Raw genomic sequence first — 12,846 nt, 5'->3', positions numbered from 1 at the left:
GCAGAAGCGAAAACAGCCGGACGGAATCCCGTCGCTCGCAACTGTAACGGAAGATTGCGGTGATGGTGAGAAAGCCGCGGCCTGGATGCCGCAGGGCTGCTGATGACTCTGATTAGCGCAGCTGATGGGTGGCGATCCTGGCGGGCTATGGCGGCAATCCGTAGCCAGCCGCTGCTGCCACTGCTAAGAGTTTCCCTGCCCAGGACCTTCTCCGGCATGGCACTGCCCTCCACGCTTCAAGCCCTGCCCATCCGTGCCGCCCTGGTGGCGCTGGCCAGCACCGCACTCCTGATCGGGGGCTGTCAACGGCAACCGTCTGCCGAACTGCAGCGGGTGCTTCAGCGCCAGGAACAACTCGAACTCAAGATTCAGCAGCTGGAGCAGAAGCTCAACGCCGTGACCCCGGGCAACGGGGCGGATCCAGCCGGCAAACCTCCAGCTGGGGCGATCAAGTCGCTCACGTACCGCAGCGGCACTCAAGACGACCGGCTCCGCATCTACTGGGCCGACGGCACCACGAGCGATTTGCCCTGCACCAAAGAGCAGTCGACCCTGGTGTGCGGTTGATCCCGCTTGACAGGAGTGGGGCCCCAGGTTGAGCTAGAGCCCACAAAAGCCCTGAATCCATGCGCTCCCCTCTTGCTGCCGCGGCGATGTTGCTCGGCCCAGGCCTGTTGGCCGGCGGCCTGGCCCTGCAGGCGCCCCTGGTGGCGCAGGCCCAGGCCGATGCCCCCGTGCCCTTCAGCGCCGTGCGGGCCCTCAACCTGGCGCGCAACACAGCCATCCAAAGCAACGGAGGCCTGAGCGTGTACCGGCCAGCGCAATGCATGTACGAAACCGCCAGCGCCGGCAACCAGTGCCTGATCAGCAACACCAACGAGGGCTATCTCTTCCGCTTCCTTGGTGGCGCCCCTGGCTGGCAGCAACTGGACCTGGCCCCCAGCGTGGAAACCGAGATCCGTATTTCCACAGATGGCCGCAGCGTGCTCGGCGTTGATTACAACGGCGTCCCGCGCTGAGCCAGCTTGGACGCCACAGCCGAAAGGGCTGCAGACCAGGCGGCTGAGACCGGCCAGCATTCACGACGAGTGAGGCTCAGGGCAATGCCCTTCTCGCCGTAGGCCGCTTCATTGACGAACACGGGCCAAACGGGCTGGCCCTCCAGGCCAGGGGGCGGCTCAAAGCTGAGGGTCGTCCCACCCGGATCGGCAAACACCGGATCACCCGGATGCAGCGGTTGCCAGTCGCGGTGCTGCAACGCCGGATGCAGGCAGGCCTTGGGCGTGCCATCGGGGTGACGGGGCAAATCCAGGCTGCCCAGATGGCGATGCACCACCAGCTCCGCCGGCAGCCGCAGCGTTCCCCGCTGCGCCGCTGCCAACACCGCCAAAGCCGCCTCCACCCCCAGCTGGGTTTGGCGGCAGATCTGGGCCTGGATCACCCCCTGGGGCACCGGCCCCACTTCGATCACCAAGCCACAGGGCCAGCGCTCCACCAGAAAGCCTGTTTGGGCTGCATCGGCTTCGTGCAGGTAGATCGGCAAGCCCAGCAGCCCCTGAATGCCGGCCGCCAGGGCCAGATCGGCCGAACGCCGGCCGTAGATCACCAGCGCGTTGCCCATGGCACTGGTGGTGCTGTGCAGATCCAGTGCCACCAGGCAGGGGTCTTCGGCCTCTGGGCCATGGCTGGCCACCAGCTCCCGGGCGCGCTGCAGATCCGCCCCATCCTGGGAGACATCCGCCAACAGCTCCGCAGCAAAACAGCGGTTGAGATCGCGTTCGAGGTAGCGACGATTGCGGGCATGGGCGGCGGGGTTGCCGATCACCAGCTCCAGGTCGAGGCCGTGGCGCGGCAGGGCTTCTGGGTGGCGGCGCCAGTGCTCCAGCAGCCAGGGGGCATTGCGCTCATTGCCATGGGTGCCGGCCACCACCAAGACCTTGGCCGGCGCTGAAATCGGGCTCATCGGGGGATGGCTGGTGCCAGGCGCTGGATTTCGGGGCCAGCCTGACGCAGATTCAGACCCTTGCCGCTACCGCAACCATGGCCCCTCCTGCCCCCCTGGTGCGCACGGCCCGGGCGCTCTGGCACTGGCAATGGCGTCAGCTGATGGGCGGCCTGGGGCCCGCCGATGCCGATGGCAACTACCGCCGGCCCGCCGGGGCCTTCATCGCCCTGCCGCCGCTGCCCAGCGATGCCGCCGCAGCCGATGGCCATGTGCTGATCGTGGGCCGCAGCTGCCCCTGGGCCCACCGGGCCTGGCTGGTGTGGAGCCTGCGCCAACTGGCGTCCAGCATCACCCTGGTGGTGGTGGATCCCGATCCCGAGGAAGGCCGCTGGCGCTTCGCTGAGCCCTTTGAGGGCTGCACCACCTTGATCGAGCTCTACCGGCGCTCCGGGGCCGATCCCGGGCAGCGGGCCACGGTGCCAGCGCTTTATTCCCGCCGGGAGCGGCGCATCCTGGTGGGCGAAAGCGCCCGGCTGATCGAGCTGCTCAACCGCTGGCCCTGCCCCGACGGGACCAATCTGGAGCCCCCCGCCCAAGAGGCCACCACCACGCACTGGCGCGAACGGCTGCAGAGCGCTGTCAACGATGGGGTGTACCGCTGCGGCTTCGCCCGCAGCCAGGGCGCCTACAACCGGGCCGAAGCAGCGCTGTTTGCGGCACTGAGCGACGCGGATCGGGCCCTCGAGCAGACGCCCTGGCTGAGTGGGGCCGAACTGAGCCTGGCCGACGTGGTGCTGTTTCCCACGTTGATCCGCCTGGAGTTGGTTTACGCGCCCCTGTTTGGCTGCAGCCGCCTGCCCCTCTGGCAGCTGCCGGCCCTATGGGACTGGCGGCAGCGCTTCCACGGGCTGCCCGGCGTGGCCAGCACCTGCTGGCCACAGGCCTGGCGCCGCGACTATTTCGGAGCCCTGTTCCCCCTGCATCCCTCCGGAATCATTCCCGCCGGGCCACCGCTCGCCACACTGGTGTCAGGCCGCCCCGTTCCAGGGGCCTGGGCCGATCCAGTTGATCCGTGATCCAGGGCACCACCATGAGCGATCCGGTGTTTGAGGGGGTGTACGGCCCCTACACCATCGATGCCACCGACCGGCGCGAGGTGCTCGGCTATCGCCTGGCCCTCACCGCCGTGGCCGTGGGCCAGGCGGGGTTGCTGCTGCAGTGGCGTCAGCTGGGGCCGGGACTGGTGTGGCCATGGATGCTGCTGATGGCAGCGGGGCTGGGCCTGGCCCTGCGCTGGATTCACATCTACCTGGTGCCGCTGCACCGGGCATTGCAGCTGTTCTGGCTGCTCGGCTGCATCGGAGCACTCGCCCTGGCGGCCAGCCGCGGCCCCGAAGGCATGCTGCCGGCCCTCGCCAACCAACGCCTCTGGGTGCTGGCGATCGGCCCCTTCTTCGCCGCCCTGGCGGGGGTGGGTTTCAAGGAATTCTTCTGCTTCCGCCGGCCCGAGGCGATCGGGGTGACGCTGCTGCTGCCGCTGGCCCTGCTCGGCCACCTCAGTGGCCTGCTCCAGCCTCCGATCAGCACGGCCTTGCTCGGCCTGGAAAGCGCTTTGCTGCTGGTGCTGTGCCTGCGCAAATTCCCCATGCCCGCCGCGGCCGACGTGGGTGACAAGAGCGTGTTCGTGTATCTCAAGGCCCAGGCTGCAGGCGGGGCTGACCCCGCAGCTGGAGTGGCGCCTTGAGCCTGATCAGCCTGGTGGAGGCCGGCAAGGATTTCGGCATCCGCACCCTGTTTGAGGGCCTCACCCTGCATATCGGCGAGGGGGAGCGGCTGGGGCTGATCGGCCCCAACGGCGCCGGCAAGAGCACCCTGCTGAAGGTGCTGGCCGGCCATGAGCCCCTGGGCAGCGGCCAGCGGCGCTGCGCCCCCCGCACCCGGGTGGTGCTGGTCGACCAGGAGCCGAAACTCGACCCAGCGCACACCTTGCTGGAACAGGTGTTTGCCGGCAGCGGCGAGAAGATGGCCCTGTTGCGGCAACACACAGCCCTCAGCCAGGCCGTAGCCGACAGCCCCGACAACGCCACCGCCCTGGCCCGGCTGAGCGACCTGCACGGCCGCATGGACCAGCTCAACGCCTGGGGCCTGGAGCAGCAGTGCCGCGAGGTGCTGGAGCGGCTCGGCATCGCCGACATCGACCGCAAGGTGGGCGACCTCTCCGGCGGCTACCGCAAGCGGGTGGCCCTGGCCGCCGCCTTGGTGGCCGAGCCGGACGTGCTGCTGCTGGATGAGCCCACCAACCACCTCGACGCCAACGGCGTGGAGTGGCTGCAGAGCTATCTCGACCGCTTCCCGGGCGCCCTGGTGCTGGTGACCCACGACCGCTACGTGCTGGATCGGGTCACCCGCCGCATCGTGGAGGTGGATCGGGGCCTGGCCCGCAGCTACGCCGGCAACTACGCCACCTACCTTACCCACAAGGCCGAGGAGGAGGCATCAGAAGCGGCATCGGCCGCCAAGTTCAAGGGCACGCAGCGGCGAGAGCTGGCCTGGCTGCGGCAGGGCCCCAAGGCCCGCAGCACCAAGCAGAAAGCGCGGATCCAGCGCATTGAGGCGATGCGGGAAGCTCCCCAGCGCCAGAGCCGTGGCCAGGTGAGCCTGGCCACCACCAGCCGGCGGCTCGGCAAGCGGGCGATCACCGCCGAGGAGCTGGGGGTGAGCGCCGGTGAGGGCCCCGCAGCCCGGCCGCTGCTGCGAGCCTTCAGCTACGACTTCAGCCCGGAGGACCGGATTGGCATCATCGGGCCCAACGGCGTGGGCAAGTCGAGCCTGCTGGAGGTGATCGCCGGGCGGCGCCAACCCAGCAGCGGCAGCCTGGAGCTGGGCTCCACCGTGAAGCTGGCCTACTTCGACCAGCACAGCGACGTGCTGCTCAAACCCGACCAGAAGGTGCTGGAGGTGGTGCAGGCCGCTGCCAGCCGGGTGTCGGTGGATGGTGAAGAGCTGAGCGCCTCCCAGCTGCTGGAGCGCTTTCTGTTCCCGCCGGCCCAGCAGCACCAGCCGGTCGGCAAGCTCTCCGGCGGTGAGCGGCGGCGGCTGCACCTGTGCCGGCTGCTGATCGAGGCGCCCAACGTGCTGCTGCTTGACGAACCCACCAACGACCTCGATGTGCAAACTCTGAGCGTGCTGGAAGACTTCCTTGAAGACTTCCGCGGCTGCGTGGTGGTGGTCTCCCACGACCGCTACTTCCTCGATCGCACTGTGGACCGGCTGTTCTGCTTCGAGAACGGCGAACTGCAGCGCTTCGAGGGCAACTACAGCGCCTACTTGGAGGCCAGCGCCGCTCGCCAGGCCCCATCCCAGGCGTCCGCCGCACCTCAGGCGCAAAGCCCACCCCCAAAAACCGCGCCGGCCGGGAGCACCCAGCCACGGCGCCGCAGCTTCAAGGAAACCCGCGAATTGGCCGACCTGGAGACCAACCTGCCGCAGTGGGAGCAGCAGCGCCGCGCGCTGGAGCAGGCCCTGGCCAGCGGGGGCAGCGACTACACCGCCCTGGAGGCGCTCACCCACGACCTGGCCCAGCTGAGCGAGCGGATCCACGCGGGCGAAGAGCGCTGGCTGGCCCTCAGCGAGCTAACGGGGTGAGGGCGTTGCCATCGCCGCAGCCGAGCGGCGCCGGCGGTGGGGATGGGCCATCTCCAGGGGGCCCTCAGTGGCGCCGCGCTGTCGCGGCGTCAGGCCACAGACCGGGCCGGCTGGTTCTGGCAGAAGCCAGGGCTGGCGACGCACCCGGGCGCCGTGGGCTTCGGCCTCCTTCATGGCGGTGGGCTTGTAGTCGTCGGCCGCGCGGTGGGCGGCCATTTGGTCACCCATGCGCCGCAGATAGAGATCCTGATACCAGATGATCAGGCCATGCTCATGGGCCTCACAGACGGCCTGCAGGGAGGGAAAGCGCTGACTCACCAGGCCACTAGGCGCACATTGTTTCCAATCCAACACATCGTCAAAGCTCAGGCTCCGCCGCCACTGGCGTTGCTCAGAGAGGTAGCAGTGCTCCTCAGGACCGTTGATCCAGAACAGACGCCCGTTCTCATCCATGAAGTGCCGACCGCGCCGCTGCTTGATGCGTGCCATGGGGATCCCCCGCAATGCGCTTTTCCTGCTGCTAGCCACGCCTGGGCAGATCCGCAGCAGGCAACAGAAAGGCGCAAGGTGGTTCGGCGCCCGTATGGTGAGCCGGGGTGAGTTCCGGCCTTAGGCAGCCGGTATCCGAATGAAAAGCATCGACGAGCACATCCAGAAGGACCAGAGCGAGATCGAATCCGCCCGGGCCGCTGGCGACCTGGGCAAAGTGCGCCACCTGGAAGAGGAGCTGCAGGGCCTCCAGGAGTTCAAGGAGCACCACCCTGAAGACAGCCACGACCCCACGCCGCTGGAAGTCTTCTGCGACCTCAACCCCTCCGCTCCTGAGTGCCGCGTGTACGACGACTGAGCACCCCTTCGGCCTCGGTACCGATCAGACCTGAGCAATCCCGAGCTGCTGCCACACCGCGGCCAGCAGCTCGGGCAAATTTTTCGAAGCCGCAGCTGAGATGGCCAGAACGGGCGGACCTCCACGGGCCTGCACGTGTTGGCGCAAACCTTCGAGCTCAGCCTCCAGCGCAACGGGGTCGAGCAACTCGATCTTGTTGAGCACCACCAGCCGAGGCCGTTGGTCCAGGCCGTGGCCGTAGGCCGTCAGCTCCCGCTCCACCACCTGAACATCGGCCAACACGTCGTCGACGCTGGCATCAATCAGATGGATCAGGAGCCGGGTGCGCTCGATGTGGCGCAGGAAGTCGTGGCCGAGGCCGGCACCCTGGGCCGCTCCGGCGATCAGGCCAGGGATATCTGCAAACACGGTGCCATCACCGCTGGGCCGGCGCACCACCCCCAGGTTGGGCACCAGGGTGGTGAAGGGATAGTCGGCGATCTTGGGCCGGGCCGCCGAGAGCACGGAAATCAAGGTGCTCTTGCCGGCGTTGGGCAGGCCGATGATGCCCACCTCCGCCAGCAGCTTGAGTTCCAGCTGCAGCATCCACTCCTCACCCTCCTTGCCCTCGGTGAACTTCTCAGGCGCCCGGTTGCGGTTGCTGAGGTAGTGGGCATTGCCGAGGCCGCCGCGGCCGCCCAACGCCACCAACAAGGCATCGCCGGGATCGGTGAGGTCGCCGAGCAGGATGGTTGTGCGGGCGTCGCGCACCTCCGTCCCGCAGGGCACCTTGATCACCAGGGGATCGCCGCTGGCGCCGGTGCAACGGTTCGGGCCACCCCGCCGGCCATCGATGGCCGCGAACAGTCGCTTGTACTTGAAATCCAGCAGGGTCTGGAGGTTGGCATCCGCCACCAGCAGCACGTCGCCGCCGCGGCCGCCATCTCCGCCGGAAGGCCCGCCCGCCGGCACATATTTTTCGCGGCGGAAGGCCACGATTCCGTCGCCGCCCCGGCCGGCCTTGACCGCGATGCGGGCCTGATCAATGAATTGCATTGGGGCAAACCTAGGATCGCGCCGTCTGAAGGGCCGTTTTGGCAGAGGTTCGCTTCGAGCAGGTCAGCAAGACCTACCCACCCCGCAGGGGAAGCGATCCGGTGGAGGTGCTGCGGCAGCTGGATCTGCAGATCCAGGACGGCGAATTTCTGGTGCTGGTAGGGCCTTCGGGCTGTGGCAAGAGCACCCTGCTGCGGCTGCTGGCGGGCCTAGAGCAGCCCAGCCACGGCGAGATCTACGTCGGCAACCGGCCCGTCAGCCAGCTGCGTCCAGCCCAGCGGGACGTGGCCATGGTGTTTCAGAGCTACGCGCTCTACCCCCATCTCACGGTGGGCGGCAACATCGGCTTCGGTCTGCGCCGCAGCCGCCACCGCACCGCCCTGCAGCAGCTGCAGGACAGCCTGCACCTGGCCTCCCGGCGGCTGCCCGGGCCCCTGCAGGTGCGCTCCCGGCGGGAGGAGCGCATCGCCCAACGCATCGCCGAGGTGGCGGAGACCCTGGAGCTCGACCACCTGCTCGATCGCCTGCCCAAGGAACTTTCCGGGGGCCAGAAGCAGCGCGTCGCCCTGGGCCGCGCCATCGCCCGCCAGCCGGCGGTGTTCCTGATGGATGAGCCGCTCAGCAACCTCGACGCCAAGCTGCGCACCGGCACCCGCACCCAGATCGTTGAGCTGCAGCGGCGGCTGGGCACCACCACCCTCTACGTGACCCACGACCAGGTGGAAGCGATGACGATGGGACACCGAATTGCCGTGCTCAACGCCGGTCGGCTGCAACAGCTGGGCACGCCGATGGAGCTCTACCAATGGCCCGCCAACCTGTTCGTGGCCCAGTTCATCGGTAGCCCCGCGATGAACCTGCTGCCGGTGGAGGCGATCGGCGCCGGCCAGCTGCAACTGGGCAGCCGCAAGCTGGCGGTGGAAGGCCCCCTGGCCGAGGTCCTGGCCGCGCGGGCCGGGCAGGAGCTCACCGGCGGACTGCGGCCCGAGCACTTCCGGCTGGCACCCGCCACCAACCGCAACCTGCGGGCCGAGGTGAGCCATGGCGAAGCCCTCGGCAACGAGCAGCTGCTCACCTGCCGCCTCGAGGAGGGTGATCACCTGGTGCAGGTGCGGGTCGGCCCCGAAGACAACCTGCCGCCCGGATCCACGCTGCACCTGGATGTCGATCCCCGTGGCTGGCGCCTGTTCGATGCCGCCGGAGATGCCCTAACCCTGATAGCCCAACCCGCCACCGCGGAGCCGCGCTTGCCCTCGTTTGGCTAGAGGGCTCTACTTCACGTAAATCACGCTGCAGCCCGGGCCGCCGTCGCCCTGCTCGGCATCGCTCACCCGTTCCACATAGGGCACGGTGGTGAGCCACTGGCGCAGGCCGCGTTTGAGCTTGCCGGTGCCAATGCCGTGGATCACCCACACCGGCCCATTGGCGCCGCGCAGCCGCTCCTCCACCGCCGCCTCGGCCTCGTGCACCCGTAGGCCCCGCACATCCACCGTGTTGCCCTCGGTGCGCACGTCGGGGCCACGGCCGCCCAGCCCCCGCTGCCCCTTGACCTGCACCCGCACCTCCGGCGGGCTGGGTTTCTCGCCATGGAGGCCCTCAATACCCGCCAGCTCCAGCGTCAGCCGCATCACCCCACAGCGCACGGTGAGTTCGCGACCGTCATCGGCCAGGGCCAGCACCTCTCCAGCCTTGCCCAGCGACAGCACCCGCACCCGATCGCCCACGGCGGGCATCCAGCCGCGGTGCTCCCGCCGCTCCGGGGCGGGGCGGTGCTGCTGCTCCAGGGATTTGAGGCGTTGGCCGGCCTGACGGGCGGTTTCACCCAGTTCAGCGCGGCTGGCATCGTGGCCCTGGCGCAGACGGCGGATGATCCGTTTCACCTCGTTCTGCCCCTGGCGGATCGAGCGCTCCAACTGCTGGCGCCGCTGCTCCTGCAGCTCGGCACTCTGCTGGGTTTGCTGCTGCCAACGCAGCAGCAACTCCTCATGCAGCAACTCGGTGCGGGCCAGCAGGGCAGCAGCCTCCTCGGCGGCCTCCTGCTGACGCTGGCGCTGGTCTTCCAGACCCGCGATCACCTGGTTCACCTCGCCCTCGCCGAGGGGCTCCAGCTGGGCGGCGGCAAGCTCGAGCACAGCCTCCCCCAGGCCCAACCGGCGGGCGATAGCCAGAGCGTTGCTGCGGCCCGGGATCCCCCACTGCAACCGGTAGGTGGGGGAGAGGGTCTCCACGTCGAAGGCCACCGAAGCGTTCTCGAAACGGGGATCGTTGTATTTGAGAGCTTTGAGCTCGCCGAAGTGGGTGGTGGCGATCGTCAGGCGGGCCCGATCGGCCAGATGCTTCAGCAAGGCCGTGGCGAGGGCCGAGCCCTCCAGCGGATCGGTGCCGGCCCCCACCTCATCGAGCAGTACCAGGGCCGCGCCGGATGGGGTTGCCGCCGCACCGGCACCATCGGGCAGGGCATCGAGGATGCGGGCGATCCGGCGGATGTGGCCGCTGAAGGTGGAGAGGTTTTGCTGCAGCGATTGCTCATCGCCGATGTCAGCGAGCACCTGGGCGCACCAGGGCAGCCTTGGCGTGCCGCTGCAGGGCAGAAACAGCCCGGCGCGGGCCATCAGCGCCGCGAGCCCCACGCTCTTCAGGGTGACGGTCTTGCCACCGGTGTTGGGGCCGGTGATCGCCACCACCCGCAGCTCCGGTGCCACCACCAGGCTCACTGGCACCACCGGATGGCCGCCCTGCCGCTTGTGCTGCCAGAGCAGCAGCGGGTGGCGCAGCTCGCGCAGCTCAAAGGGGGCCTCCGGCTCGGCCGCCAGCTCGGGCCGCACCGCCCCCAGCCACTGGCCATAGCGGGCCCGGGCCACACCCGCGTCCAGTCGCAACAGCACCTGTTGCAGCCCCGCTAGGGCCTCAGCCTCCTCCCCCACCTGGGCGCTCAGGGCCATCAGCACCTGCCGTTCCAGCTCCCGCTCACGCCCCTCCAGGTCGCGGATGCGGTTGCCCAGGGCAATCACAGCCTGGGGCTCGATGAACACCGTCTGCCCCGACGCCGAACTGTCGTGCACCAGCCCCGGCACCTGGCCGGCGGCACCGGCCTTCACCGCCAGCACCGGCCGGCCATTGCGCTCGGCTACCACTGTGTCCTGCAGCAGCGAGCCCCAGCGGCGCAGCAGCTCCTGCAGCCGCTCCCGCCGTTCCGAACGCACGCCAAGCAGCTGCCGACGCAGCCCCTCCAGGGGCGGGCTGGCCCGATCGGCCACCCGGCCGCCCTCCTCCAGGCAGAAATGCAGCCGCTGCTCCAGCTCCGGCAGGGTGCGCAGCTCAGCCACCAGGGCCGAGCACTCCGGCCTCAGCTCTGAATCGTCGATCTGCCGCCGCAGCCGGCGCGCCGCCGCCAGGGTGCCGGCCAGGGCCAGCAGGTCTTCGCCGGCCGCGGTGCCGCCCTTGGCGCAGAGGGCCACCAGCGGCGCGATGTCGGCGACGCCCTGGAAACTCAGCCCCCCCTCCAGCAGGCCATCGAGCCCCAGCAGCTCGGTGGTTTCCGCCAGCAGGCTGCGGCTGGCGGCCAGTGAAGCCGGCAGGGGCAGCTCCAAGCAGGCGCGCCGGCCGGGGGGCGTGCTGGCAAAGCTGGCCAGCTGCTCCGCCAGCCGCGGCCACTCCAGCAGCTCCAGTGCGTCCTGTTGAATCGGAGCTGAGGGGTCGGCGAACGTCGTCACCCGGCCAGGTTGGAGGGGATACCGCCGGGGGGCTCGTAGAGCATCTCCAGCCAATTGCCTTCCGGATCCTGCAGGTAGAAGCTGGCAGTGCCGTCGCGGTGGTCGTGCACCGGGCCGCAGGCTTGGCCGGCAGCCACCAGCTGGGCGTGCACCGCATCCACCTCAGCCCGATCACGGAAATGGAAGGCGAAGTGGGGGCCTGCCGCCTTGTACTCCGGGCTCAGCAGAGCGATGCCGCGGCCGCCGCCGGGCCACTCCAGGTAGGCCCAGTCGGGGGCATCCCAGGTGAGTTGCAGGCCCAGCCTTAGGTAAAAGGCCTTGGCGCGCTCCATGTCCTGCACCCGCAAGGCCACGTGGCCAAGGGTGTGGGCGGCAGGGCTGGGAGCAGGGGTCATGGGGGTCAAGTGGGTCAGCCCTGGCGCAGCCACTGGGCTGCATCACAGGCGTGATACGTAAGGATCAGATCAGCGCCGGCCCGCTTGAAGCAGAGCAGGGTTTCCAGCACCACGGCCCGCTCGTCGATCCAGCCCTTCTCGGCGGCAGCCTTCACCATGGCGTATTCACCGCTGACGTTGTAGGCGGCGATCGGCTGCTCCGATTCGCCTCGCAGCCGGTGAATGATGTCGAGATAGGCCAGGCCGGGCTTGACCATCAGAATGTCGGCCCCCTCGCTCTCATCGAGCTGGGCCTCGAGGATGGCCTCGCGGCCATTGGCCGGATCCATCTGATAGGTGCTCTTGTCGGTGGGAATGGGCTTGCCGGCGGCCGCGCGGGGGGCCGAATCCAGGGCTTCGCGGAAGGGGCCGTAGTAGGCGGAGGCGTATTTGGCCGTGTAGCTGATGATCCCCACGTGCTCGAAACCCTCCTCATCGAGGGCTTCGCGGATGGCACCAACGCGGCCATCCATCATGTCGCTGGGGCCGATCAGGTCGGCACCGGCTCGGGCCTGGGCTACCGCCTGTTTGCAGAGGATCGCCACGGTGTCGTCGTTAAGCACCACCCCCTCTTCGCTGACGATGCCGTCATGGCCGTCGCAGGAATAGGGGTCGAGGGCGACGTCGGTCATGATCGCCATGCCGGGGTGCTCCTGCTTGAGCCGGCGGATGGCACGGGGGATCAGACCACCTTCGTTGAAGCATTCGGCGCCGTCCTCGGTTTTGAGGCCATCGGCCACCTTGGGGAACAGCACGACGCAGCGGATGCCGAGATCCCAGGCCCGGCCCACTTCCTGCACCAGACCTTCGAGGCTCCAGCGCATCGCACCGGGCATGGCCCCGATCGGCTCATTGGTGGCGCCCTCGTGCACAAAGAGCGGGTAAATAAAATCAGCCGCGCTGAGGTGATGCTCCCGCACCATCGCCCGCAGGGCCGGCGTGCGGCGCAAACGGCGGGGACGGTAGGTGAGCTCCATGACGGCGGTGTGGCTGGGGCGGATCCTAGGAGTTTGCTGAAAAACCCAGCCCGCGCAACAATGGGCCAACTGCCCACCTGAGATGCGAGGTCACCGGGAGCGCAGCGGCTCTCTGTTCTCCTACGTGTCGATCGAGGAGCGGATCCCGGCCAGTCATCCACTGCGGCGGATCCGGAAACTGGCCGATCAGGCCCTCGATCGGCTCAATCCCACCTTCTGCGCGCTTTACGCCTCAGAAGGCCGGCCATCG

General features: G+C 68.8%; 13 protein-coding genes and 2 pseudogenes. 9 read left to right on the top strand and 6 right to left on the bottom strand.

Annotation, left to right across the window (positions count from 1 at the left end; all coding sequences use genetic code 11):
• The first annotated feature begins 216 nt into the window (after window positions 1-216).
• Window positions 217-567 (top strand): hypothetical protein, encoded by a 351-nt coding sequence (locus KBY65_RS13540; protein ID WP_094561168.1) that lies wholly within the window; start codon window positions 217-219, stop codon window positions 565-567.
• A 59-nt stretch (window positions 568-626) separates the two neighbouring features.
• The gene (locus KBY65_RS13535) at window positions 627-1,019 is read left to right on the top strand and encodes a hypothetical protein (RefSeq protein ID WP_094561167.1); all 393 of its coding nucleotides are present in this window, start codon (window positions 627-629) and stop codon (window positions 1,017-1,019) included.
• Here KBY65_RS13535 and KBY65_RS13530 read toward each other — a convergent pair.
• Window positions 998-1,963 carry an aspartoacylase gene (locus KBY65_RS13530; RefSeq protein WP_094561166.1) on the bottom strand — a complete coding sequence of 322 codons (966 nt, stop codon included), beginning with the start codon at window positions 1,961-1,963 and terminating at the stop codon, window positions 998-1,000. The genes KBY65_RS13535 and KBY65_RS13530 overlap by 22 nt on opposite strands.
• Before the next feature lie 77 nt (window positions 1,964-2,040).
• Here KBY65_RS13530 and KBY65_RS13525 point away from each other — a divergent pair, with 77 nt between their 5' ends.
• The 4 genes and pseudogenes from KBY65_RS13525 to KBY65_RS13515 all read left to right on the top strand — a co-directional run bounded on the left by KBY65_RS13525 (window position 2,041) and on the right by KBY65_RS13515 (window position 5,590).
• Window positions 2,041-3,021: a glutathione S-transferase C-terminal domain-containing protein gene (locus tag KBY65_RS13525; protein ID WP_094561165.1), complete on the top strand. Its 981-nt coding sequence runs from the start codon at window positions 2,041-2,043 to the stop codon at window positions 3,019-3,021.
• Between the two features lie 14 nt (window positions 3,022-3,035).
• Window positions 3,036-3,689, top strand: coding sequence for a DUF2301 domain-containing membrane protein (locus tag KBY65_RS13520; RefSeq protein WP_094561179.1), 654 nt, complete (start codon window positions 3,036-3,038; stop codon window positions 3,687-3,689).
• 62 nt (window positions 3,690-3,751) lie between these two features.
• A pseudogene (locus KBY65_RS14150) lies at window positions 3,752-4,186 on the top strand (ATP-binding cassette domain-containing protein); the annotation flags it as partial.
• Window positions 4,184-5,590: an ABC-F family ATP-binding cassette domain-containing protein gene (locus KBY65_RS13515; RefSeq protein WP_409996653.1), complete on the top strand. Its 1,407-nt coding sequence runs from the start codon at window positions 4,184-4,186 to the stop codon at window positions 5,588-5,590. The pseudogene KBY65_RS14150 and the gene KBY65_RS13515, both read left to right, overlap by 3 nt.
• On the opposite strand, the gene KBY65_RS13510 is transcribed toward KBY65_RS13515, so the two are convergent.
• Complete coding sequence (locus tag KBY65_RS13510) at window positions 5,579-6,079, bottom strand: hypothetical protein (RefSeq protein ID WP_094561163.1); 501 nt, start codon at window positions 6,077-6,079, stop codon at window positions 5,579-5,581. The two genes, KBY65_RS13515 and KBY65_RS13510, sit on opposite strands and share 12 nt — an antisense overlap.
• A gap of 139 nt (window positions 6,080-6,218) precedes the next feature.
• On the opposite strand from KBY65_RS13510, the gene KBY65_RS13505 reads away from it, so the two are divergent.
• Window positions 6,219-6,437 (top strand): Calvin cycle protein CP12, encoded by a 219-nt coding sequence (locus KBY65_RS13505; protein WP_094561162.1) that lies wholly within the window; start codon window positions 6,219-6,221, stop codon window positions 6,435-6,437.
• Between the two features lie 24 nt (window positions 6,438-6,461).
• Here KBY65_RS13505 and obgE read toward each other — a convergent pair whose 3' ends face one another.
• Window positions 6,462-7,472, bottom strand: coding sequence for a GTPase ObgE (gene obgE / locus KBY65_RS13500; RefSeq protein ID WP_094561161.1), 1,011 nt, complete (start codon window positions 7,470-7,472; stop codon window positions 6,462-6,464).
• A 38-nt stretch (window positions 7,473-7,510) separates the two neighbouring features.
• On the opposite strand from obgE, the gene KBY65_RS13495 reads away from it, so the two are divergent.
• A complete protein-coding gene (locus KBY65_RS13495) occupies window positions 7,511-8,737 on the top strand; it encodes an ABC transporter ATP-binding protein (RefSeq protein ID WP_315860087.1) in 1,227 nt (408 codons plus the stop codon).
• A gap of 6 nt (window positions 8,738-8,743) precedes the next feature.
• On the opposite strand, the gene KBY65_RS13490 is transcribed toward KBY65_RS13495, so the two are convergent.
• From KBY65_RS13490 to hemB, 3 genes are read right to left on the bottom strand one after another with little or no spacing between them, the layout of a single operon-like run.
• Window positions 8,744-11,185, bottom strand: coding sequence for an endonuclease MutS2 (locus KBY65_RS13490; protein WP_255001946.1), 2,442 nt, complete (start codon window positions 11,183-11,185; stop codon window positions 8,744-8,746).
• A complete protein-coding gene (locus tag KBY65_RS13485; protein WP_094561178.1) occupies window positions 11,182-11,580 on the bottom strand; it encodes a VOC family protein in 399 nt (132 codons plus the stop codon). Before KBY65_RS13485 ends, KBY65_RS13490 begins: the two co-directional genes overlap by 4 nt.
• Before the next feature lie 14 nt (window positions 11,581-11,594).
• Entirely contained in the window at window positions 11,595-12,596 is a 1,002-nt protein-coding gene (gene hemB / locus KBY65_RS13480) for a porphobilinogen synthase (protein ID WP_094561158.1), read from the bottom strand.
• Window positions 12,597-12,678: 82 nt separating this feature from the next.
• On the opposite strand from hemB, the pseudogene KBY65_RS13475 reads away from it, so the two are divergent.
• A pseudogene (locus KBY65_RS13475) lies at window positions 12,679-12,846 on the top strand (IS5/IS1182 family transposase); the annotation flags it as partial.

This window comes from Cyanobium sp. Alchichica 3B3-8F6 (assembly GCF_024346435.1).
GTDB lineage: Bacteria > Cyanobacteriota > Cyanobacteriia > PCC-6307 > Cyanobiaceae > Cyanobium_A.
Note: the sequence above shows the minus strand (reverse complement) of the source record. Positions and strands in the feature narration are given on the sequence as shown.